The 23324-nt window shown below is 43.6% G+C and carries 21 protein-coding genes and 1 rRNA gene (1 of these 22 only partly in view); 9 read left to right on the top strand and 13 right to left on the bottom strand.

Translation table 11 applies throughout. From position 1 onward, the window contains the following. Positions 1–7: 7 nt before the first annotated feature. Positions 8–211: a DUF951 domain-containing protein gene (locus OC538_RS11060; protein WP_262175426.1), complete on the bottom strand. Its 204-nt coding sequence runs from the start codon at positions 209–211 to the stop codon at positions 8–10. A 25-nt stretch (positions 212–236) separates the two neighbouring features. After that, positions 237–1130 (bottom strand): mechanosensitive ion channel family protein, encoded by an 894-nt coding sequence (locus OC538_RS11055; protein ID WP_251695844.1) that lies wholly within the window; start codon positions 1128–1130, stop codon positions 237–239. 92 nt (positions 1131–1222) lie between these two features. On the opposite strand from OC538_RS11055, the gene yyaC reads away from it, so the two are divergent. Further along, a complete protein-coding gene (yyaC, locus tag OC538_RS11050) occupies positions 1223–1801 on the top strand; it encodes a spore protease YyaC (protein WP_251695846.1) in 579 nt (192 codons plus the stop codon). Here the strand turns inward: yyaC and OC538_RS11045 are convergent. From OC538_RS11045 to rpmH, 11 genes are all read right to left on the bottom strand, one after another. Beyond that, positions 1770–2477, bottom strand: a complete 708-nt coding sequence (locus OC538_RS11045) for a DUF554 domain-containing protein (RefSeq protein ID WP_251695848.1) — start codon at positions 2475–2477, stop codon at positions 1770–1772. The two genes, yyaC and OC538_RS11045, sit on opposite strands and share 32 nt — an antisense overlap. Before the next feature lie 61 nt (positions 2478–2538). Next, positions 2539–3375 (bottom strand): ParB/RepB/Spo0J family partition protein, encoded by an 837-nt coding sequence (locus OC538_RS11040; protein WP_251695850.1) that lies wholly within the window; start codon positions 3373–3375, stop codon positions 2539–2541. Beyond that, positions 3368–4129, bottom strand: a complete 762-nt coding sequence (locus OC538_RS11035) for a ParA family protein (RefSeq protein WP_251695851.1) — start codon at positions 4127–4129, stop codon at positions 3368–3370. The genes OC538_RS11040 and OC538_RS11035 overlap by 8 nt, the downstream gene beginning before the upstream one ends. 191 nt (positions 4130–4320) lie before the next feature. After that, complete coding sequence (noc, locus tag OC538_RS11030; protein WP_251695853.1) at positions 4321–5181, bottom strand: nucleoid occlusion protein; 861 nt, start codon at positions 5179–5181, stop codon at positions 4321–4323. A 222-nt stretch (positions 5182–5403) separates the two neighbouring features. Further along, positions 5404–6120: a 16S rRNA (guanine(527)-N(7))-methyltransferase RsmG gene (gene rsmG / locus OC538_RS11025; protein ID WP_251695855.1), complete on the bottom strand. Its 717-nt coding sequence runs from the start codon at positions 6118–6120 to the stop codon at positions 5404–5406. A 62-nt stretch (positions 6121–6182) separates the two neighbouring features. Continuing rightward, positions 6183–8072, bottom strand: coding sequence for a tRNA uridine-5-carboxymethylaminomethyl(34) synthesis enzyme MnmG (gene mnmG, locus OC538_RS11020; protein WP_251695857.1), 1890 nt, complete (start codon positions 8070–8072; stop codon positions 6183–6185). A 173-nt stretch (positions 8073–8245) separates the two neighbouring features. Continuing rightward, entirely contained in the window at positions 8246–9631 is a 1386-nt protein-coding gene (mnmE, locus tag OC538_RS11015; RefSeq protein ID WP_251695859.1) for a tRNA uridine-5-carboxymethylaminomethyl(34) synthesis GTPase MnmE, read from the bottom strand. Between the two features lie 365 nt (positions 9632–9996). Continuing rightward, positions 9997–10812 carry an RNA-binding cell elongation regulator Jag/EloR gene (gene jag / locus OC538_RS11010; protein ID WP_251695860.1) on the bottom strand — a complete coding sequence of 272 codons (816 nt, stop codon included), beginning with the start codon at positions 10810–10812 and terminating at the stop codon, positions 9997–9999. Further along, on the bottom strand, positions 10809–11579 hold the full coding sequence (gene yidC / locus OC538_RS11005; RefSeq protein WP_262175405.1) for a membrane protein insertase YidC: 771 nt from the start codon (positions 11577–11579) through the stop codon (positions 10809–10811). Before yidC ends, jag begins: the two co-directional genes overlap by 4 nt. A 92-nt stretch (positions 11580–11671) precedes the next feature. After that, positions 11672–12022: a ribonuclease P protein component gene (gene rnpA / locus OC538_RS11000; RefSeq protein WP_262175400.1), complete on the bottom strand. Its 351-nt coding sequence runs from the start codon at positions 12020–12022 to the stop codon at positions 11672–11674. A gap of 241 nt (positions 12023–12263) precedes the next feature. Further along, positions 12264–12398 (bottom strand): 50S ribosomal protein L34, encoded by a 135-nt coding sequence (gene rpmH, locus OC538_RS10995; RefSeq protein WP_147060480.1) that lies wholly within the window; start codon positions 12396–12398, stop codon positions 12264–12266. A 515-nt stretch (positions 12399–12913) separates the two neighbouring features. Here rpmH and dnaA point away from each other — a divergent pair. The 8 genes from dnaA to OC538_RS10955 form a co-directional block, all read left to right on the top strand. Next, positions 12914–14260, top strand: a complete 1347-nt coding sequence (dnaA, locus tag OC538_RS10990; protein ID WP_251695865.1) for a chromosomal replication initiator protein DnaA — start codon at positions 12914–12916, stop codon at positions 14258–14260. 174 nt (positions 14261–14434) lie between these two features. Continuing rightward, positions 14435–15568 (top strand): DNA polymerase III subunit beta, encoded by a 1134-nt coding sequence (dnaN, locus tag OC538_RS10985; RefSeq protein ID WP_251695866.1) that lies wholly within the window; start codon positions 14435–14437, stop codon positions 15566–15568. A gap of 166 nt (positions 15569–15734) precedes the next feature. Continuing rightward, positions 15735–15974, top strand: a complete 240-nt coding sequence (yaaA, locus tag OC538_RS10980; protein WP_251695868.1) for a S4 domain-containing protein YaaA — start codon at positions 15735–15737, stop codon at positions 15972–15974. Continuing rightward, entirely contained in the window at positions 15964–17085 is a 1122-nt protein-coding gene (gene recF / locus OC538_RS10975; protein WP_251695870.1) for a DNA replication/repair protein RecF, read from the top strand. Before yaaA ends, recF begins: the two co-directional genes overlap by 11 nt. Positions 17086–17155: 70 nt before the next feature. Beyond that, positions 17156–19078 carry a DNA topoisomerase (ATP-hydrolyzing) subunit B gene (gyrB, locus tag OC538_RS10970; protein WP_251695871.1) on the top strand — a complete coding sequence of 641 codons (1923 nt, stop codon included), beginning with the start codon at positions 17156–17158 and terminating at the stop codon, positions 19076–19078. Between the two features lie 106 nt (positions 19079–19184). Continuing rightward, positions 19185–21722 carry a DNA gyrase subunit A gene (gene gyrA, locus OC538_RS10965; RefSeq protein ID WP_251695873.1) on the top strand — a complete coding sequence of 846 codons (2538 nt, stop codon included), beginning with the start codon at positions 19185–19187 and terminating at the stop codon, positions 21720–21722. A gap of 120 nt (positions 21723–21842) precedes the next feature. Beyond that, positions 21843–22940 carry an HD-GYP domain-containing protein gene (locus OC538_RS10960; protein WP_251695875.1) on the top strand — a complete coding sequence of 366 codons (1098 nt, stop codon included), beginning with the start codon at positions 21843–21845 and terminating at the stop codon, positions 22938–22940. A 383-nt stretch (positions 22941–23323) separates the two neighbouring features. Then, position 23324, top strand: a 16S ribosomal RNA gene (locus OC538_RS10955); it runs 1551 nt beyond the window's last position.

Genomic DNA, 23324 nt, shown 5'->3' with positions numbered 1-23324 from the left:
TTCCTGTCTAATTTTGTTCAGCTTCCGCTTTGACAAGCACCTTTTTCATCTTCTTTGCAAATTCATTTCGTGGGATCATTACACTATGGCCACAGCCTTCGCATTTGATCCGGATGTCAGCACCCATGCGGATGATTTTCCAAGCATTTGTTCCGCATGGATGCGGCTTTTTCATTTCCACGACGTCTTTCAACTGAAACTCTTTCTCCACCGTTCATCTCACTCCTTCCTTGCCCCTACTGGTTATCAAATGATTTTGACACGAGCATAGGATATGGAATCTCGATTCCTTCCTGCTCTAAATGTTTTTTTATGCCCATGCTTATGTTCCTTGCAGTATCGAAATGACGCATCGGTTTCGTTTCCACGATTATCCGTTCAATGACTGAGTCCTCCGTGAAATCATGAGCACCAATCAATTTCGGATTTCCTAAAAGATCGGGGTTGTCCTTGCTCATCGACTTAAGATAAGCTTCGATCGACTTTTCGACTTTCTCGACGCCAAGTTCAAATGGAATAGTGACGTCTACAATGGCCAATGAGTTTTTCAATGAATAATTAACGACTTGTGCAATTGTTCCATTCGGCAATATGAAAATTTCACCTGTAAAGTTTTTAATTTTCGTTGTCCGCAAACCGATTTCTTCCACCCTGCCTTCAGCCGTGCCAATTTTAACGTAATCCCCCACTGAAAATTGGTCTTCGAATAGGATGAAGAATCCTGAAATGACGTCTTTCACAAGGCTTTGCGCTCCAAAACCGACAGCGAGCCCCAAAACCCCTGCTCCTGCCAGAAGCCCTTTCACATCGATGTTAAACTCCTGTAGAACAGCCAGGATTGCAGAAAAATAGACGATATAGCTGAGCGCGTTCTCGAGTAGTTTATGTAAGGTCTGTTCCCGTCGCTCCTCTTTACGAATAGGTCCTTTTAATTTGATTCTGAAAATCCTTCTAATAATATACTTGCCGACATGAACGACAAGTATAGCTAGTGTGATAATAAAGAAAATCTTAATAGCAAGCATTCCAATATGGAACCATGTTTCCTCAGAGAAGATGAACCTGCCGATTCTCTCCGTTTCTTCATCTAGGAACATTCTTTTCATACTCTCTAGTAATGCATTTGTCATCCGCATCTTACCTTTCCGTATAAATCCCCATGAAGCCGCGTATACTGCTACACAATCAATTATTGAACTATTTATGAGAATGGAGTTTTGTCATGCACACAACACTTTCCACAGAATATGATTATCGTCTTCATTATAATGAAACCGGCGCAGTTTGGAAGCTCAGCACTTATTTCCTTGAACAAATCCCTTTTCATGAAGATTCTTTAACCTTCTTTTGTATTGGAACGGATCGATCCACGGGAGATGCATTAGGTCCGTTGACTGGATCCCACTTAGCCGAATCGTTATTATTTCCATTCAACGTCGTCGGGACATTGGAAAAGCCTTTACATGCTCTTAATTTACAACAACAATTGGATGAACTGCAATCGAGGGAACCATCCTCTTTCATCGTTGCAATTGATGCATGCTTAGGTAGAAGCGACTCAATCGGCCACTTGCTATTTCATCAAGGGCCTCTCTATCCCGGCAAAGCCGTCGGAAAAGAATTACCACCCGTCGGTAATTTATCCATCAAAGGTGTCGTTAACATTTCAGGTTTCATGGAACAAGCTGTCCTGCAGAGCACACGACTGCATCTTCCTTTTGAGATGAGCAGAATCATTTCCCGTTCTCTTCAACTTGCCTATGGAAGATTCAAAACAGGTAATGAACGACTGTCACAATAATACCGACGACGGCGATGCCAGGAATGAGGTTCGCCACCCGGATTTTCGTTATGCCGATTAGATTCAATCCAATTCCTACGATCATTAAACCGCCTGTCGCTGTCATTTCTGAAATGAAAAATTGTAATAGGTCATCCGGTACAAAGCGGCTTATTTGCGTTGAAAATAGTGTGATGAGGCCTTGGTAGAGGAATACCGGAACTGCGGAAACCATGACTCCAATGCCAAGCGTGGAGCTAAGGATGACAGAGGTGAATCCATCTATGATTCCCTTCATGATCAACACATCATGGTCACTTCGTAATCCACTGTCAATTGCTCCAATAATGGCCATTGAGCCGACAACGAAGATGAGTGTTGCAGTGACAAATCCTTGGGCAATACCAGGTCCTTCTTTTTTCGATGGGAGCTTCCGTTCAATCCATTTTCCCAATTCATTTATTTTGTCATCGAGGTTCATCCATTCCCCAATGATTGCTCCAATAACGATGCTAATGATGACAATCAAAATTTGGGTGCTTTCAAATGTCATTTGAATGCCGATTGCTGTGACCGCCAATCCGATTCCGTACATGACAGTCTCTTTCATCCGTTCAGGGATATTATATAAAAAACGGCCAAGCAAAGCTCCGACCACGATAAGAAAGGCATTTACAATCGAACCGAATAAAATCATCGTTTTCACTTCCATCTGTAAAAATAATACCTATTTTGCAACAAGCAAAATAGGTATAGGCTTATTCATTCAATAGTTCCAGGATTCTTTCAAGATCCTCTTCTGTGAAAAACTCAATCTCGATTTTACCTTTGTTCTTTGATTTCTTTATCGTCACATTCGTACCGAAATATTTCCTCAAATGCGACTCTTGCTCTTCAATGAAAATGTTTTTCTTTTCTGGTTTTGTTTCACGTGGAACATTTTCATTTAACTTATGGACTAGCTTCTCCAATTGACGGACATTCAATCCTTCGTTGATTGTTTTTTCTGCAATCAACAGAATTTGCTCCTTCTTTCGGAGTCCGAGCAATGTGCGCCCATGCCCCATTGATAGTTTCCCATCTGTAATCAAGTTGCGCACCTTTTCAGGCAAGCTGAGCAATCGGATATGGTTTGCTATATGTGGCCGGCTTTTACCTAGTCTGAATGCTAGTTGTTCCTGTGTAAGAGAAAGGTTATCCATTAGTTTCTGATAAGCTTCTGCTTCCTCAATCGGCGTTAAATCTTCACGTTGCAAGTTTTCAAGAATCGCTAATTCCATCGACTCTTCATCTGTCAGTTGACGGACGACTGCCGGAATCTCCGCCAACCCTGCAATCTTAGCAGCTCTGAATCGTCTTTCACCTACTACAATTTCATACATTGTCCCTACCTTTCGGACAATGATAGGCTGTAAAATTCCGTGTTCTTTGATTGATTCACTTAACTCATGGATTGCATTCTCATCAAATATCTTTCTTGGCTGGTACGGATTCACTGTAATACTTTTCAGACGAATGTTCTCGATGGACTCTGCTTTCGTTAACGACTCATCCGGAAATAAAGCGTTCAATCCTTTTCCAAGACCTTTAGCCATTGTGCACCACTTCCTTTGCCAGCTCTAAATATACTTCCGCGCCTCTCGATCTTGAATCATAAATGATGATCGGCTCTCCGTGGCTTGGCGCTTCACTCAATCGTACATTTCGTGGAATAATCGTTCCGTACACTTTATCTTGAAAATATTTTTTCACTTCATCAATGACTTGAATCCCTAAATTTGTCCTGGCATCGAACATTGTTAATAGCACGCCATCAATCGAGAGACCTTCATTCAAATGCTTTTGGACAAGCCTGATGGTACTTAGTAATTGGCTCAATCCTTCCAATGCGTAATACTCACATTGAACCGGGATAATGACTGAGTCTGCAGCAGTCAAAGAATTGATAGTCAATAATCCTAAAGAAGGCGGGCAGTCAATAATAATATAATCATACAATTCCTTCGCTTCTTGGATTGCATGTTTCATCCGCACTTCCCTTGAAATGGTTGAAACGAGTTCAATCTCGGCCCCAGCTAAAGAAATGGTTGCCGGAACGATATCCAAGTTTTCCATCTTCGTCTGGTGAATAACTTCCTTTATATTGACATCATCGATTAACATATCGTAAATACATTGATGTACGTCACCTTTATTGACCCCTACCCCGCTCGTCGCATTCCCTTGCGGATCGGCATCTATCAATAGGATTTTTTTGCCGATATGAGCAAGGCAAGCACTAAGATTTACCGAAGTGGTTGTCTTACCAACTCCTCCTTTTTGATTGGCAATGGCTATAATTTTACCCACACTTGCACCTGCTTTCTCACTCATCTATTAAACAGTTATCTTCAATAATGAATAGATTCATTCTATTTCTTTGACTCTTTACTAGTTTATCAAAAAAACGTTGGTCGTGGTAAGGTATAGCACAAAAAAACTCCTGCTTCATCCAAGCAAGAGTGCGTCTCGCACATTTTACGAGAATATTATGTTGTTTTCTACTTTTTCTTCGGTATTTTAACAGTGATTGTATAGAAATCCTCTGCATCCTCTTCTTCTGTCACTACATCGATTCCGCTTTTCGTTACAAGCGCCAATGATTGCCGAATTGTATTTAATGCAATTCTGACATCTTTACTCACCGATTTTCGTTTAACTGCTCTCTTTTTTTCCTTTTCTTCTTCAACAGGATTCAATGCTTGCTGAATCCGTTCTTCCAATTGCTTTACATTTAGCTGTTCGTCAATCGCTTCTTGGAACAGCCTATGTTGCAACTCGGCATCCTTGACGGAAATCAATGCCCTCGCATGTCTCTCGGATATTTCCTTCGTCAAGATCTTATGTTTGATATCATCCGGAAGCTTTAATAAACGCAGCTTATTCGCAACTGTGGATTGTCCTTTTCCGAGTCTTTGCGCTAACGCTTCTTGAGTTAACCCATGTAACTCCAGCAATTTTTCATAAGCATACGCTTCTTCGATTGCGGTCAATTCCTCACGTTGCAAGTTCTCAATTAATGCAATGGACGCTGTTTCTTTATCGTCGAGATTACGGATGATGGCCGGCACTTCTTCCCAACCCAATTTCTTCATTGCGCGGAATCTTCGTTCTCCAGCAATAATTTCATACCCTTCGTCGCTTTTTCTAATGACGATGGGTTGGATCACACCATGTGTATGGATTGTACGTGCAAGCTCTTCAATTTTCTCTTCGGAAAAAATGGTTCGAGGTTGATATTTATTCGGTTTAATTAAATCAATTTTAACTTGATCGACTTTCTCTTGTGGAGTGTTACCATTGTTCTGTAAATCAGGTTCTTTTTCTCCACTACCAAAAAACCGTGAAAACGTGTTTTTCATCGCCGGCACCCACCTTTACAAAACTGCTCATCGTTACTAGCTATTTCGTCATATCTATTATATATCCTCTTTACTACTTATTAAAGAGTAGAATTCTATTAGATTGCAATACTATTAAACTGATAGATAGTATAAAGACAGGCACTCTATTTCAAGCGCCTGTAAATTGTTTTCATTCGCATCAGAGTTAGTAGCAAGTAGTTATTGTTTCACGTGAAACAATTAAATGATTGGCGTTTTATTTGGGATGCCAGGCTTTCGAGGGTATTTCTTAGGTGTTTTCTTCACTTTATTCAAGATGAATATATTTCTTTCGCTTTCCTCCATAGGTAAATTGAAAGAAAACTTCTCGACGAGTTCCGCTCCCAACACATTGATTGCTTTTTTCGCATCCAATAATTCTTCTTCAGCAGCAGCGCCCTTCATGGAAATAAAGATTCCACCCTCTTTTACTAGCGGTAGGCATAACTCTGAAAGTACAGATAAACGAGCAACAGCACGTGCAGTGACAATATCAAATTTCTCTCTGTACTTCGGGTTTTGTCCGAAGTCCTCGGCTCTGGAATGGATGAATCTTACGTTATTAAGTTCAAGTTCATTAGCGAGTTCCGTCAAGAATGTAATTCGTTTATTTAAAGAATCAACAATTGTTACAGATAGTTCTGGAAAACAGATTTTTAATGGTATGCTCGGAAATCCAGCACCTGCACCTACATCACAAATGGATTTCTTTCCAGTCAAATCTGTGTAAAATGCAGCGGTAATGGAGTCATAAAAATGTTTTAGATAAACAGATGGCGAATCCGTAATGGCTGTTAAGTTCATTTTTTCGTTCCATTCGACCAGCATGTGAAAGTATTTGTTGAATTGTTGAAGCTGATGATCGGTTAGGTTAATCCCCTGCTCTTTCAACGCCTCTCTGAATTGTTCTTCGTTCACTCGAATCCTCCTTCTGTAAAAAAAGACTGACGCGGACTTAACCCCACATCAGTCACATGATGTTAACCAGTAATCTTTGCGATTTTCCCTTGTTCGATGTAGACGAGCAAGATAGAAATATCAGCTGGATTTACACCGGAAATCCTCGATGCTTGCGCAATGGATAACGGTCTGACAGCAGACAGATTAGCTTTCGCTTCCTTGGCAATACCCGATATTGCATTGTAATCAATGTTCTCAGGTATTCTTTTGTTCTCCATCTTCTTCATACGTTCCACTTGCTGCATGGATTTTTCGATATAGCCTTCATACTTGATGAAGATTTCGACTTGCTCCGCCACTTCTTCGGATTTCTTCTCTTCAGGCGGTACAACAGTGATGATTTGATCATATTTCATTTCCGGCCGTTTTAACAGATCTGCCGCTTTCATCGGTTCGCGAAGTTCTGTTCCACCGGATTCACGGATGATTTCCTGAACTGCTTCACTTGGTTTGATCGTCACTTTTCGAAGTCTCTCGATTTCCTCTTCGATTTGATGTTTCTTGAGGAGGAATTTCTCGTGACGTTCTTCACTGATCATCCCAAGTTTGTACCCGATTTCTGTAAGACGCATATCAGCATTGTCATGGCGCAGCAAGAGACGATATTCCGCTCTGGACGTGAGAAGACGATATGGCTCGCTCGTTCCTTTTGTTACGAGGTCGTCGATCAGAACACCGATATAAGCATCCGATCTTCCAAGAATGACTTCTTCCTTGCCGAGCACTTTACTTGCCGCATTGATGCCCGCCATGATTCCTTGGGCAGCTGCTTCTTCATAGCCGGAAGTTCCATTGATTTGCCCAGCTGTATAGAGATTTTTAATTTTTTTCGTTTCGAGTGTCGGCCAAAGTTGTGTCGGAATGATTGAATCATATTCAATCGCATATCCTGCACGCATCATTTCCGCTTTCTCCAGACCAGGGACACTTTCGATCAATCTGCGTTGAACGTGTTCAGGTAGGCTCGTTGAAAGGCCTTGAACGTAATACTCTTTCGTGTTTCGTCCTTCCGGTTCCAAGAAAATCTGATGACGTGATTTATCCGCAAAACGGACGATCTTATCTTCAATCGAAGGACAATAGCTTGGCCCCTTCCCTTTGATCATTCCTGAGTACATCGGGGAAAGATGAAGATTTTCATTGATAATTTCATGTGTTCTCGGTGTTGTATATGTCAACCAGCATGGAAGCTGGTCCATGATGAATTGTGTTGTTTCATAACTGAATGCACGAGGTACGTCATCGCCTGGTTGAATTTCTGTTTTACTGTAATCAATTGTATTGCCATTGATTCGCGGCGGTGTACCTGTTTTGAACCGGATTGTTTCCAATCCAAGTTCGTGTAGGTTTTCAGCAAGCTTGATTGCCGGCATTTGATTGTTCGGACCACTTGAGTATTTCAAGTCACCGATAATGACTTCCCCGCGAAGGAAAGTCCCCGTCGTAATGATGATCGTTTTCGCTCGGTAGATTGCACCGATTTGCGTGACGAGCCCTTTCACTTCATTGTCCTCGACGATCAATTCTTCAACGACACCTTGATGGAGCGTCAAGTTTTCCTGTTCCTCGAGGACGCGTTTCATTTCTTGTTGGTAGAGGACTTTATCCGCTTGTGCACGAAGCGCACGGACAGCGGGTCCTTTCCCTGTATTCAACATCCTCATTTGGATATGTGTTTTATCGATCACTTTCCCCATCGCGCCGCCAAGGGCGTCAATTTCACGTACGACGATCCCTTTTGCAGGACCTCCGAGTGAAGGATTGCATGGCATGAAAGCGATCATGTCAAGATTCATTGTCAGCACCAATGTCGATGCACCCATCTTTGCAGAAGCCAATGCCGCTTCGACGCCGGCATGCCCTGCTCCGATAACTATACAATCGAACGTGCCTGCTTCAAATTGTGGCATGTTCGTTCATCCTTCCTAATATATAAATTTTCCGTGTCTATTTGAATAATTTATTTACCTATCTAGGCTTCAGGAGGCAGCCCCTCGGTCACTTCAGATTTGATTCTAAGGCAAAAAGCGCCTTAGGTTCAAATCTTCCAGTGCCTGTCGGAGCTAAACGCCTCCCTTCGCTTTTATTTGCCTAAACAAAATTGAGAGAATAGCTGGTTGATGAGGCTGTCTTGGACGGTGTCGCCGACAATTTCGCCCAGGAGCTCCCACGTGCGCGTGACATCGATTTGAATCATGTCGACGGGCACGCCTCCCTCTGCAGCGGACAAAGCATCCTGGATAGATGTATGCGCCTTGTGGAGCAATGCAATATGTCTCGCATTGGACACATACGTCAAATCACCCGCTTCAAGTGTCCCTTCGAAGAAGAGTTTAGCGATGGATTCTTCCAATTCATCAATGCCTTCTTCTTTCAGGATGGATGTAGTGACGATCGCTCCATTGCCGGTCAATTGCCTCACTTGCTGCATATCTATTTTCTGTGGCAGATCGGTTTTGTTAATGACGACAATCATATCCATTCCTTCGGTCGCTTCGAAAAGACGGATATCCTCTTCCGTAAGCTGCTCGGAACTATTGAGGACAAGCAAGATAAGATCCGCTTCCTTCAGAACTTGACGGGATCTTTCAACCCCGATCCGCTCGACGATATCCTCCGTCTCCCGGATGCCGGCCGTATCTACGAGACGCAGCGGCACTCCTCTGACATTTACGTATTCCTCTATGATATCACGGGTCGTCCCTGCAATATCGGTGACAATTGCTTTATTTTCCTGAACGAGGCTGTTCAGCAAGGAGGATTTTCCGACGTTCGGTCTCCCGACAATGACCGTGGATAATCCTTCTCGTAGAATTTTCCCTTGAGATGAAGTACGAAGAAGCTTTTCAATCTCTTCTTTTACCCATGTCCCTTTTTCGATCATAAGTGGAATGGTTACTTCTTCGACGTCATCATATTCCGGGTAATCGATATTCACTTCGACTTGCGCCAATGTTTCAAGAAGCGCCTGCCTCAGCTCGCCAATCAGCTTGGAAAGCTTTCCTTCCATCTGATTTAAGGCAACGTTCATTGCCCGGTCCGTTTTTGCACGGATCAGGTCCATGACTGCTTCCGCCTGCGATAAATCGATGCGGCCATTCAAAAATGCACGCTTGGAAAATTCGCCCGGTTCCGCAAGGCGAGCCCCTTCTTTCAACACAAGGTTGAGGACACGGTTCACCGCCACCACGCCACCGTGGCAGTTTACCTCAACAACGTCTTCACGGGTGAATGTCTTTGGAGCTTTCATGATCGATACCATGACTTCCTCGACAATTTCCTCCGTGGACGGATCTTTCAAATGCCCATAATGAATTGTATGTGATTGTTCATCCGCAAGTTTTTTCCCCGACGGAGAACGGAAAATTCGATCTGCAATGCCGATAGCTTCATCTCCACTAAGCCGGACGATGGCGATAGCCCCTTCCCCCATTGGAGTCGATATGGCGGCTATTGTATCAAAATGCAAACTGTTCACCCTCCTAACTCGGTTACCCACATGTGGATAACCCGTTTTGACTTGACTATCTGACAACATATAATACCACAAATCCTGTCGTTCTCATAGTTATCGGGCTAAAAAAATGTGGATAAGTTATCATACGGGGAGATGTGAAAAGTTTTGCGGGAGTTTGAGGAAGTTATGCTCGTGTTCGATGGCGTTTTGCGCAAGTTTGGGAAGGTTATGCTCGAGTTTGGCCGAGTTATGCGCGAGTTCAGGAGACTTATGCTCATTTCGGGACTTTTATCTCACTGTCATCATTCCCTCTTCTCCTCTCGCAAACAGTATTTCTTAGAATAGAAAAACCCCGTGATCAGTTCACGGGGTTCAGATTAAATGATCGGCTCGATGACGAGATAGCGGTTCGGATCCGTTCCTTCAGAATACGTTTCGATATCCAATCGGTTTGACAATGCGTTATGAATGACTTTCCTTTCATAGGAAGGCATTGGTTCCAGTTGAACTTTTCTTCCATTCCGTACGGCTTGGTCTGCCATCCGCTCTGCAAATTGCTCCAATGATTGTTCGCGTCTTTCACGGTAATCGCCTACGTCTAGACGCACGACTTTAAATTGTTCAGAAGTTTTGTTGGCGACGAGCTGGGCCAACTGCTGTAAAGCGTTCAATGTTTGACCGCGTTTGCCGATCAGGAATGCAGCTTTCTCGCTATCCAATTGGAAGGATAGATATTTCCCATCCATTTCGTGCTTGATGACTAGATCATCGATTCCCATCGCTTTGGCGATTTCGGTAACATATGCTTTCGTTTCATTAATCGCCTGTTCATCCGACATAGCCGGATTCTTATCATCCAACTCGATTGTTTGCATCGCCAGCTCAACAGCCTCAACTACCGTTTCTTCTACATTTGGCGGTAATGAAGGTTGGGCCGGAATTGTAGGTTCAGTCGGCAATATTGGTTCTTCTTGGACTGATTCTCTTTTCTCTGAAGGCTCAACGGCTTTTTGCTTGATCGTTTCCTTTAATGAGACCGTTACTTCGGCGTCCCTTGCTCCGAATCCGAGAAATCCTTTTTTTCCGGCATCCATAATTTCGACTTCAACATCAGTACGCGTAACATTGAGCTCTTGTAGTGCCGCCTCAATAGCAGCCTCCACTGTCGCTCCTTTTCGCGTTATCTTTTTCATTTCCGTTTCCCTCCTACTTTTACAGGTGCCACTTCTTTTTTCTTAAATGGTTTGTAAATGAAGATATTCTGGATAATTGAAATGATATTACCGATAACCCAATAAAGTGCTAATGCTGCCGGCAGGAATGTACCGAAAATCATAATCATGAAAGGCATGATATACATCATTACTTTCATTTGAGGATTATCCATTGCCGGGCCTGTCCGTAAAACGACAAACTGCATGAGTCCAGCGACGATCGCTAGCGTAATGCTCGGAGTTGCAAGTTCGAACCAAAGGAATTTCCCGATTTCTATTTCTGGAGTAGCATTCATCCTGCTGATGGCATGATAAAGTCCAATGACAATTGGCATTTGAATCAATACAGGCAGACATCCGGCGGCAGGATTGATTTTCTGCTCCGTCATCACTTTCTGCATTTCTTCACGGTACTTTTGCTGCGTCACAGCATCCTTCGATTTGTATTTCTCTTTCAATCCGGCGAGAATTGGCTGCATTTGCTGCATCCGCTTCGAATTTTGCGCTTGTTTGATCATTAACGGCAGCAAGACAAGTCGGATAATAATTGTTACTGCAATGATTCCTAGTCCGTATGTGCCTAATAAGTCTTTAAAAGTGACGATCAAGGACACAATCGGCCAAACGATGTATTTATTCCAAAAGCCCTCGCTCGTATCATATATCGGTTGATTGAATTCCGAACACCCGGCAAGGAATACTGACACTACGGTCAGCATAAGTAATAACGCGGCTCTTTTCTTCAAATCGTTTCCCCCAAATCTGCTTCTATGAAATATCGATGATTTCAGTTTATCATGAACATTTAATACGTTCTACTTCTTACTCAATAACGCCTCTATGCTTGTTTCGGTTTGAAGGCTTTGGCGATCCTTAATACATGCTGCAAGCTTTTTTTCGTTTCGTGGAAATCAAGTACGGCCGCCTGGTGTCTGGCGATGATAACATAGTCTCTGTCATTTTCCAGTTCTTCTTTCATTTCGAGGAAGGCTTGTCGGATGTATCGTTTAATACGGTTACGCGTCACTGCATTCCCTATTTTCTTGCCAACGGATAACCCGATTCTGAATTCCAGTTGGTCTTCCTTCCTATAGGAGTAGACGACAAATTGCCGATTCGCTACGGACTTGCCTTTTTTAAATACTTTTTGAAAGTCTTCATTCTTTTTGACGCGCTGGCTTTTTTTCAAGCACTTCACCTCCATGGATCAACATCTTCTACGTTGATTTCCGCTTCAGGCGGACGCTTTCCGCGGGCAAGCACCGAGCCGCTTCCTTCGCTTTCGCTCCGTCCAGAGTCTCGGTTTGCTTGCTCTTCCCGCAGGAGTCGCCGCCTTCCGCTTCAATCAATAAAATTCATTTACTATAACGCCAGTTTTGATTCAACATATTCAAGTATATGTAAAAAAAAAGACCACTGAGTTAGTGGTCTTATGCTGAAAGCACTTTTCTTCCTTTGCGACGACGAGCAGCGAGGATATTACGACCGCTTTTTGAGCTCATTCTTGCACGGAAGCCGTGAACTTTACTACGTTTACGTTTATTTGGTTGGAATGTACGTTTCATTTCAAAGACACCTCCTGCATTGTCCCTTTACAATCTGACAGTCTTGAACAGTATAAAGGGCATAGCCGAAGATGTCAACCGTTTTTTATGCATCCAATTTGAACTCCATACGTATTCAACAAATTTCAACCGCACGTTTCGACATAAAAGGTTATCCACAATTTCAAAAATCGACAACCGAACAATATGTTCATAGAAATTTTTCCTCGTTTTTTTATGCACAGGTCTTATCTACACCTTTTGCACATACAAAAGGCTGTGGATAAAGTAATTCTCCACAATTGCCGCTACTGTTAGTAACTCATAGAATCCCTTGTAAATCTTATAGTTTCTTGATACAATATAGAGGATTTTGCTGTTAACAATTTAAAAACCTAATTTTTTTATCCACAATTGTTGATAGGTTGTGGATAATTTTTTCAACACTTTCGGATATTTCTTATCCACAGAAGCGGATTCTGTGTATAATACATATTCCTGTGTTTTTTTATTTTCTATGTAAAGGAGGCCCACGAGTGGATCAGCTTGAAAAATTATGGAACAATGTTTTGTCGAAAATTGAAGACAAAATTTCCAGGCCAAGTTTTGAAACCTGGCTCAAATCGACAAAATTAATGTCCTATGGGGAAGAGAATGTAACAATTGCTGTTCCAAATTCGTTTGCTAAGGATTGGCTCGAGAATCATTATGTGCATTTGATTACAGGCATCCTCTCGGAATTGACTGGGGAGGATCGGCTCATTCATTTCGTCGTTCCAAAAGAAATGGAAGAAAACGATTTCCAAGTACCGAAACCCGCGGTAAAACAAGCAGATAGGTCAGCTATTCAATCAGCTTCTGTCATGTTGAACCCAAAATATACATTTGATACATTCGTCATCGGCTCAGGCAACAGGTTTGCCCATGCTGCTTCACTCGCTGTTGCAGAAGCCCCAGCGAAATCATATAACCCTTTGTTCATCTATGGGGGCGTTGGACTCGGGAAGACCCATCTAATGCATGCAATCGGGCATTACATTATGGAACAGGATCCGTCATCGAAAGTCGTTTATTTATCATCGGAAAAATTTACGAATGAATTCATCAATTCGATCATGAATAACAAAGCAGGCGATTTCAGGAACCAGTACAGGAACGTGGATGTGCTTCTAATTGACGATATTCAATTCATCGCAGGAAAAGAACAGACGCAAGAGGAATTTTTCCATACATTCAATACATTGCATGAGGAATCGAAGCAGATCATCATTTCAAGTGACCGTCCACCGAAGGAAATTCCCACGTTGGAAGATCGTCTCAGATCCCGTTTCGAGTGGGGGTTAATAACGGATATCGCACCTCCTGATCTGGAGACGCGGATTGCCATCTTGCGCAAAAAGGCGAAGGCGGATGGACTGCTCGACATTTCGGATGATGTGATGTTATATATCGCAAATCAAATTGATACGAACATCCGTGAATTGGAAGGGGCTTTGATTCGCGTCGTTGCCTATTCATCTCTCGTAAATATGGACATTACAACTGACCTGGCAGCAGAAGCTTTGAAAGATATCATTCCAAATTCCCGTCCACGAACAGTCAGCATATTGGATATCCAAAAAACAGTCGGGGAGCATTACAATATACGGTTGGAAGACTTCACAGCCAAGAAAAGGACGAGAGCGATTGCATTCCCTCGTCAAATTGCCATGTACCTTTCACGCGAACTTACAGACTCGTCATTGCCGAAAATCGGATCCGAATTTGGCGGCAGGGATCATTCAACTGTCATCCATGCGCATGAAAAAATCTCAAAGCAGCTGAAAGATGATCAAAATCTACAGCAGGATATTCAGGATATTAAGAGCATCCTTGGTCGTTGATGAGTATCCACATGTGAATAACCTACCGAAAACAGAACAAGCTGTGCACATATTATGCACATGTGAATCGTTTTACAGCATATAGGGTTTAGGGACTTATCAACATTTCCACAGCCCCTATTACTATTACTATCTTTAGTACTTAACTAATAATTATATAAGCGAGGGTGCAAAATGAAATTTGAAATAATGAGAGACTGGTTGCTCGAAGGATTGAATGATGTCATGAAGGCAATCAGTTCAAAAGTGGCAAACCCCATTTTGACCGGCGTGAAAATGGAAGTGAATGAAAAAGGATTGACGATGACAGGAAGTGATTCAGATATTACAATCTGCACTTTCATTCCTGTTGAACAAGACGGAGAGCAAATTATCCGTGTGATTGAATCTGGGTCAATTATTCTTCAAGCAAAAGTCTTCAGTGAAATCGTCCGTAAATTGCCTACAAACGAAATAACGATTGAAGTTGAAAACATGCAAACTCTTATTCAATCAGGAAAATCCGAATTCCATTTGATTGGTTCAAATTCAGATGAATACCCGGTTCTTCCAAATGTAAAAGACGAATATCGCTTCTCTTTGCCTTCAGATTTGATGAAATCGATTATTAAGGAAACTGTCTTTGCTGTATCCCAGCAGGAAACTCGTCCGATCTTGACGGGCGTACATTGGGAAACGGATGATGAGAAGCTCGTATGCGTAGCAACGGACAGCCACCGTCTGGCTAGAAGGGAAATCGTTCCTGAAATGATGCCGGAAAGCCCATTCAGTGTCGTCATTCCTGGCAAAAGCCTTCAGGAGCTGAATAAAATCCTTGAGGACAACTCGGACGTTGTTGAAATTGTTATTGCAGATCAGCAGGTCTTATTCAAATCTAGAAACGTACTGTTTTATTCAAGGCTCTTGGAAGGGAATTACCCGGATACGTCAAGATTGATCCCTTCGGAATATAAAACGACCGTACAAGTGAATGGCCGTAAATTATTACAGGCAATCGATCGGGCTTCGCTTCTTGCCCGTGAAGACCGGAATAATATTGTCCGCTTCGCTGCAGAAGGCGGCAATGCCATCGAAGTTTCATCCAACTCCCCGGAAATTGGAAAGGTTGAAGAATTGATCGAAGCGATTGATGTGAATGGTGAGGATCTTAAGATCTCCTTCAGCGCCAAATATATGATGGATGCATTGAAAGCGATCGAAGGGCAGGACATTGCGATCCATTTCACAGGTGCCATGAGGCCATTCATCTTGAAATCAATGGAAAGCGATGCAATTTTACAATTGATTTTACCTGTCAGGACTTTTTAACAACTAAGAGACTGTCTACTTTTATCAGCAGGCAAAGGAATGCAAAACGTTTTCCTTCGCCTGTTTCTTTTTATTTAGTGCAAGCTCTTTTTCATTTACATTTTTACTTACAGCTGAAAGTTCGGTAAAATAGAGGAACAGACTAACTTATGAAGGACTGAAGCGGATGGAAATCATGAAAATTGATACGGAATTCATTACATTAGGTCAATTGTTAAAAATGTCGAATAGCATAAGCTCGGGCGGTATGGCCAAATGGTATTTGGAGGAAAACACTGTCTACGTAAATGGTGAAGTTGATCGCAGACGAGGCAAAAAGCTATATGACGGGGATATCGTCACACTTCCCGGCGTCGGCAAATTCAAGATATCCACATCCTCAGATGGTCAATCGGATGTACATTGAACGGCTTGCTCTAACGGATTATCGGAATTATGAATCCCTTGAACTATCCTTTTCCCCGCATATCAATGTTCTGATCGGAGAAAATGCGCAAGGCAAGACCAACATCATGGAGGCGATCTACGTATTATCAATGGCGAAATCGCACCGCACTGCAAACGATCGTGAACTTATACGTTGGGAGCAAGAGTATGGTAAAATAGAAGGGGACATAAAGCGGAAATACGGACGTCTTCCGCTTGAATTGACGATATCGAAAAAAGGCAAGAAAGCGCGGGTCAACCATCTGGAACAAAACCGCCTCAGCCTATATATCGGTCAGCTCAATGTTGTCATGTTTGCTCCGGAAGACTTGAATCTTGTAAAGGGAAGTCCACAAGTCCGAAGAAGATTCTTAGACATGGAAATCGGACAAATATCCCCCGTCTATCTACATGACCTGCTGACTTTTCAAAAGGTCTTAAAGCAACGGAATGCAATCCTCAAAGATCATCGCGGAAAATTGGATTTTACGGACGTCATGTTCGATATTTATACAGAACAATATATACAGCTGGCTGTCCAGATCATCCGGAAACGGTTTTATTTCATCGAACTGCTCCAGAAATGGGCGGAACCGATCCATAAAGGGATATCCAGAGGCATCGAGCAGCTAAAAGTGACGTATGGAACATTAAAAGAGTTGGATTCTGGGCAGACTGCTGAGCAGATGGAAGAAATACTTAGTCAAAAATTGCAAGAAGTGAGACGTCGTGAATTAGAACGTGGGATGACTCTGATCGGACCGCATCGTGACGATCTCCATTTTTTTGTGAATGACTACGATATCCAAACATACGGTTCGCAAGGGCAGCAGCGGACAACTGCTCTGTCGCTCAAACTTGCGGAAATAGACCTCGTCAAACAGGAAGTCGGAGAGACCCCAGTTCTTCTTTTGGATGACGTGTTATCCGAGCTCGATGATTACCGCCAGTCCCACTTGCTGAATATCATGCAGGGCCAAGTGCAGACATTTGTCACGACGACGAATATCGCGGGAATCGATCATGAGACGATACGTGATGCCGAGCTATATGAAGTATCTGCTGGCAGGGTCAGCGATAAAGAGAATTAAATCCATTCCTGTCTGAAAAGTAATAGAAGATTAGATCGATGCGTGGAAAGGAAAGGTGAACGGTTTGGCTATGGAAGAAAAAGAATTGCAAATGGCTTATGATGCGAATCAGATACAGGTCCTAGAAGGCCTGGAAGCTGTCCGTAAACGTCCGGGCATGTACATCGGTACAACTAGTTCGCGAGGGCTTCACCATCTTGTATGGGAAATTGTCGACAACAGTATCGATGAAGCGTTGGCGGGCTATTGCGACCATATTGAAGTGACAATTGAAAAGGATAACTGGATTCGCGTCGACGATAATGGGCGCGGCATTCCGGTTGGCACCCAGGAATCGACAGGCAGACCAGCCGTTGAAGTCATTATGACGGTTCTTCACGCCGGAGGTAAATTCGGAGGCGGAGGCTATAAGGTATCAGGCGGTTTGCACGGTGTCGGTGCCTCTGTCGTGAACGCACTTTCCGAAGTGACGGAAGTCTATGTGCGACGGGATGGTAAACTTCACTTTATCCAATTTGAACGAGGCGTTCTTTCGCATGAATTGGAAGTCATCGGTGAAACCGACGAAACTGGAACGCGTACACGATTCAAAGCAGATCCTGAAATATTCACGGAAACGACAGTCTATGAATATGAAATATTGGCACATCGTCTGCGTGAGTTGGCGTATCTGAACAGAGGCTTGCGCATCAGCATCACGGATGAACGCGAGGAGGAAATTCGCACAGATACGTTCTACTACGAAGGCGGCATCAAGTCCTACGTTGAACATTTAAATAAAAACAAAGAACCGATCCATGAGGAACCAATTTTCATAGAAGGTGAGAAAGATGGCATCTCCATCGAAATCGCGATGCAATACAATAGCGGCTATGCGGAGAACCTGTTTTCATTCGCGAATAATATCAATACGTATGAAGGCGGTACGCATGAATCCGGGTTTAAAACCGCATTGACTCGTGTTGTCAACGACTACGCCAGGAAGAACGGAATGCTGAAAGAAGCAGATCCGAACCTTTCAGGCGATGACGTGCGAGAAGGATTGACGGCCATCATTTCAATTAAACACCCAGACCCTCAGTTCGAGGGACAGACGAAAACAAAATTGGGCAACTCCGAAGTAAGCACGATCACGAATACTTTATTCTCTGAAGGGTTCCAACGTTTTCTTCTTGAAAACCCGGTGACTGCACGATTGGTGATCGATAAGAGCCTTATGGCTGCCCGGGCGCGAATTGCTGCAAGGAATGCACGTGAATTGACGCGCCGGAAATCAGCATTGGAAGTATCGAGCCTTCCTGGAAAACTGGCGGACTGCTCTTCACGCAATCCGGCAATCAGTGAATTGTACATCGTTGAAGGAGACTCGGCAGGTGGTTCTGCGAAAAGCGGACGTGACCGTCATTTCCAAGCGATCCTGCCATTACGTGGTAAAATCCTGAATGTTGAAAAGGCCAGATTGGACCGTATTTTAGGAAATGCGGAAATCCGGATGATGATTACAGCACTCGGTACAGGCATCGGGGATGAATTTGATCTTTCGAAGGCGCGTTACCATAAAATCGTCATCATGACGGATGCCGACGTCGACGGAGCACATATCCGGACGTTATTATTGACATTCTTCTTCCGTTTCATGCGGCCGTTGATTGAAGCAGGTTATGTCTATATCGCACAACCGCCGCTTTACCGGGTCAAACAAGGCAAGCATGAAGAATACTGTTACGACGAAGAACAACTCCAAGAAATCATGAACCGGCTTTCTTCCGTTCCGAAACCGGTCATTACACGTTATAAGGGTCTTGGTGAGATGGACGCGACACAGTTATGGGAAACGACGATGGATCCGGATCAGCGTACACTCCTTCAAGTGCAGCTCGAAGATGCATTTGATGCAGATTCAACATTCGAGCAATTAATGGGTGATGAAGTTGAACCGCGCCGCAGATTCATTGAGGAAAATGCGATGTACGTAAAGAATTTGGATACTTGATTTATTCAATAAACGAAAAATGGAACAGGGACCCGCAACAGAAGGGACCTTTTTGAGTTGACAGGCTGTGTGTGAAAAGCGCCTGAGTTGAAAGGAGTTTGACAATATGGCAGATATGCCAAAACGTGGTGTCCAAGGCATTAACATCAGTACGGAAATGAAGACGTCCTTTCTCGACTATGCGATGAGCGTCATCGTCTCCCGGGCATTGCCTGACGTGAGGGATGGGTTGAAGCCCGTCCACCGCCGTATTCTCTATGCGATGCAAGATCTTGGAAACACCGCGGATAAACCACATAAGAAATCAGCCCGTATCGTCGGTGATGTAATCGGTAAGTATCATCCACATGGCGACAGTGCCGTTTATGACACGATGGTCCGGATGGCGCAGGATTTCAACTATCGCTATATGCTCGTCGATGGCCATGGGAATTTTGGTTCCGTTGATGGCGATGCGGCAGCGGCGATGCGTTATACGGAATCTAGAATGTCCCGGATCGCAATGGAACTGCTTCGAGACATCAATAAAGATACAATCGATTACCAAGATAACTATGACGGCCAAGAAAAAGAACCGATTGTTCTGCCGAGCCGTTTTCCGAATTTGCTTGTCAACGGAACATCGGGCATAGCGGTCGGTATGGCTACGAACATCCCTCCCCATCATTTGGGAGAAACGATTGACGGAGTGCTTGCGATGGCAGACAATCCGGCAATCACTACTGAGGAATTGATGGATATCATTCCGGGACCGGATTTTCCGACCGGCGGTATCATTCTCGGTAGAAGCGGTATTCGCAGAGCATATGAAACCGGGCGCGGTTCGATTATCATCAGGGGTAAAGTTGAAATCGAGACGCACTCGAACGGCAAAGAGACAATCATCGTGACAGAACTTCCTTACCAGGTGAACAAGGCACGGCTTATTGAAAAAATTGCCGAGCTCGTCCGTGACAAACGGATTGAAGGCATCACACATTTGGCGGATGAATCCGACCGGACAGGTATGCGTATTGTCATCGACGTCCGTAGGGATGCAAATGTTCATGTGTTGCTGAATAACCTTTATAAGCATACGGCGCTTCAATCGAGCTTCGGGATTAATATGCTTGCGCTTGTAGATGGACAGCCGAAAATCTTAGCACTGAAAGAAATCCTTTATCATTATTTGGAACATCAGAAAGTGGTCATCCGGAGACGTACTCAATACGAGTTGAGGAAAGCTGAAGACCGCGCGCATATTTTGGAAGGTCTGCGGATTGCGCTTGATCATATCGATGAAATCATCGCGTTGATCCGCGGTTCGAAAACGACCGATGAAGCGAAAACAGGTCTGATGGAACGTTTCAATTTGTCCGAACGTCAATCTCAGGCAATCCTTGACATGCGTCTCCAACGTTTGACAGGACTGGAACGGGATAAAATCGAGAATGAATACCAAGAGCTCTTAACCTTGATTTCCGAGTTGCGCGCCATTCTTGCAGACGAGGAAAAAGTCATTGAGATCATCCGGGAAGAGCTGCTTGAAGTGAAGCAGCGTTTCGCCGATGACCGCAGGACCGAGATTGGCAGTGGCGGTGCTGAGATGCTCGAGGATGAGGATCTCATCCCTGTCGAGAACTCCGTATTGACGTTGACGCATAATGGCTATATCAAACGGCTTCCTGCCAATACGTACCGGAGCCAGCGTCGCGGAGGCCGCGGCATCCAAGGAATGGGAACGAATGATGATGACTTTGTCGAGCATTTATTGAACACTTCAACACATGACACAATCCTGTTCTTTACTAGCCGTGGAAGGGTATTCCGTAAAAAGGGATATGAAGTGCCGGAATTCAGCAGGACGGCGAAAGGATTGCCGATCATCAATCTGTTGGATGTCGACAAGGATGAAAAAGTCACGGCCATGATTCCTGTGGACAAATTCGAGGAGGATAAATATCTCTTCTTCGCTACGAGAGCCGGCGTGGTCAAGCGTACATCTGTAGCCGACTTTGCCAATATCCGCTCTAACGGCCTTATCGCTCTAACATTGCGGGGTGATGATGAACTGATCGGTGTGAAGATGACAACCGGTGATCAGAACATCGCAATCGGTACACGTGATGGCATGCTTATTAAATTCGACGAGCGTGATATCCGATCGATGGGACGTGTCGCAAGTGGTGTGCGCGGCATTCGTCTACGAGAAGGAGATATCGCTGTCGGCATGGATACTGTTTCAGAGGGCGATGAAATCCTGGTTGTAACCGAAAAGGGCTTCGGTAAACGGACTCCTGAAGACGAATACCGCATCCAGTCCCGTGGCGGATATGGGTTGAAGACGTTGAATGTGACTGATCGGAACGGACAGCTCGTTGCGATGAAGACAGTCGACGGATCGGAAGACCTCATGTTGATCACGATCCATGGCATACTGATCCGCATGGATATTGAAGACATTTCCTCAATCGGCCGCAGTACGCAAGGTGTCCGCCTGATCCGTCTTGGAGAAGATGAGCTTGTCGCGACAGTTGCAAAAGTCGAAAAGGAAGAAGAACATGAAGAGTTTGATGAAACCGACGAAACCGACGATAGTAACACGGACGTAGAGATGGAAGGATCCATCGAAGCGGACCATATAGAAGAAATAGAAGAAGAATAATGTTAAAAAGTTATTGAGCCGGCTGAATGCTGCTCAATAACTTTTTTTCTATCGTCTATTTTGAATATTTGCAGTATGATAGTCCTTAAGAGACGATTGGAAAGTGGTGACAACTTAGACATGGAAGTATATAAGACAATCAGTGAACTGCGAACAGGAATAGTACTTAAAGAAGATGTGTATAGTAAAACGAAGTTTCCGATAATACGAAAAGACACGGAACTAACACAGGAACATGTTGAAGTATTACAGGCTTTCGGAGTGCAACGCGTGAAAGTGGAAGAACGGGTCGCCCAGAAAGACATTCCAGAGTCGGAGAAAAGTTCTTCCATGAATGCTGGGGACATTCTTGAAAATATTCCGTTGAGCATGTATCAACTACGCAAAGAATATAACGAAGCGGTCCGTAATTATAAAAAGGAATTCAGCAATTGGCGTGCCGGTCAACATCCCGATGTCCCAAAAGTCCGTGGATTCATCATTCCATTGATCGAGAAATTCATTAAGCAGAAGCAAATGCTTACGATGTTGAACGATTTTTCCAATCCGGAAGAATACATTTATCATCATTCGGTCGCTGTCGGGATTCTCGCAGCAGCTATCAGCAATCAAATGGGATATGAAAAGGGAGATGCGCTGCAATTAGGATTGGCGGGTGCATTGGCGGATTGCGGTATGGCTAAAATTGCGCCTTCCATATTGGAAAAAACCGCGTTCCTTACGAAAGAAGAGTACAACGAAGTGAAAAAGCATACGTTGTTCAGTGTGAAGATGATACAGGATACGCCTTTACTTAGGCAGGATATGAAACTGGCAATCCTTAAGCATCATGAGCGGCTCGATGGAAGTGGCTATCCACGCGGAGAGAAAATGGATACTATTTCGGCATTCTCCCAAATCCTTGCTGTTGCTGACGTATTTCATGCCATGACATCTGAAAGATTATATAGAGTAAAACATTCCCCATACAAAGTGATTGAAATGATCAAAGAGGAAGAGTTCGGCAAATTCGATATTAGAGTCGTAGAAGCACTTCATAGACTTGTCGGGAATCTATCCATTGGTACAAGAGTGAAGCTGACGGATGGCGAAGTCGGCGAAATCATGTTCATTCATCGTGATACTCCATTAAGACCAATGGTAAAAAAAGAATCGGATGGGATTCTCATTGATTTAGCGACACATAGAAGCATTGCGATTTCGAAGATCATAGATTGAATGGAATAAAGCCGCGACTGTAAAGATACATCGTGGCTTTAGTAGATGGAGAAGGACAAAAAAAGATTACAAAAGGGGTTGCAATTGAAAAGGACGGGTGGTATAGTTGATAACGTTGCCTTTCCGGTAAGTGAATAACTGCTTTGAAAACAGCTTAAATCTTTTTTAGAAAAGTTGTTGACATCGGGAATGTAAACGTGGTATTATATAAGAGTTGCTTCTAACCGAGCGACGCACAATGAACCTTGAAAACTGAACAGCAAAACGTCAACAAATAAAGTTCTGGAGCCGACCTCGTCGGTGAAAAGAACAAACGAATCTTCGGATTCAAATTGACATCTTAATTGATGCCAGCAAGAAACTCGAGCTACTCGAATTTCTCTA

It is taken from the genome of Saccharococcus sp. Marseille-Q5394 (assembly GCF_946901335.1).
GTDB classification, from domain to species: Bacteria; Bacillota; Bacilli; order Bacillales_A; family Planococcaceae; genus Sporosarcina; species Sporosarcina luteola_C.
This window is presented reverse-complemented; position numbering and strand designations above follow the sequence as displayed.

Coding starts and splice junctions, on each gene's coding strand:
- OC538_RS11055 (WP_251695844.1), bottom strand. CDS start 1,130: ATGACAAATGCATTACTAGAGAGTATGAAAAGAATGTTCCTAGATGAA.
- yyaC (WP_251695846.1), top strand. CDS start 1,223: ATGCACACAACACTTTCCACAGAATATGATTATCGTCTTCATTATAAT.
- OC538_RS11045 (WP_251695848.1), bottom strand. CDS start 2,477: ATGATTTTATTCGGTTCGATTGTAAATGCCTTTCTTATCGTGGTCGGA.
- OC538_RS11040 (WP_251695850.1), bottom strand. CDS start 3,375: ATGGCTAAAGGTCTTGGAAAAGGATTGAACGCTTTATTTCCGGATGAG.
- noc (WP_251695853.1), bottom strand. CDS start 5,181: ATGAAAAACACGTTTTCACGGTTTTTTGGTAGTGGAGAAAAAGAACCT.
- mnmG (WP_251695857.1), bottom strand. CDS start 8,072: ATGCCACAATTTGAAGCAGGCACGTTCGATTGTATAGTTATCGGAGCA.
- jag (WP_251695860.1), bottom strand. CDS start 10,812: ATGAAAAAGATAACGCGAAAAGGAGCGACAGTGGAGGCTGCTATTGAG.
- rpmH (WP_147060480.1), bottom strand. CDS start 12,398: ATGAAACGTACATTCCAACCAAATAAACGTAAACGTAGTAAAGTTCAC.
- dnaN (WP_251695866.1), top strand. CDS start 14,435: ATGAAATTTGAAATAATGAGAGACTGGTTGCTCGAAGGATTGAATGAT.
- yaaA (WP_251695868.1), top strand. CDS start 15,735: ATGGAAATCATGAAAATTGATACGGAATTCATTACATTAGGTCAATTG.
- recF (WP_251695870.1), top strand. CDS start 15,964: ATGTACATTGAACGGCTTGCTCTAACGGATTATCGGAATTATGAATCC.
- gyrB (WP_251695871.1), top strand. CDS start 17,156: ATGGAAGAAAAAGAATTGCAAATGGCTTATGATGCGAATCAGATACAG.
- gyrA (WP_251695873.1), top strand. CDS start 19,185: ATGGCAGATATGCCAAAACGTGGTGTCCAAGGCATTAACATCAGTACG.
- OC538_RS10960 (WP_251695875.1), top strand. CDS start 21,843: ATGGAAGTATATAAGACAATCAGTGAACTGCGAACAGGAATAGTACTT.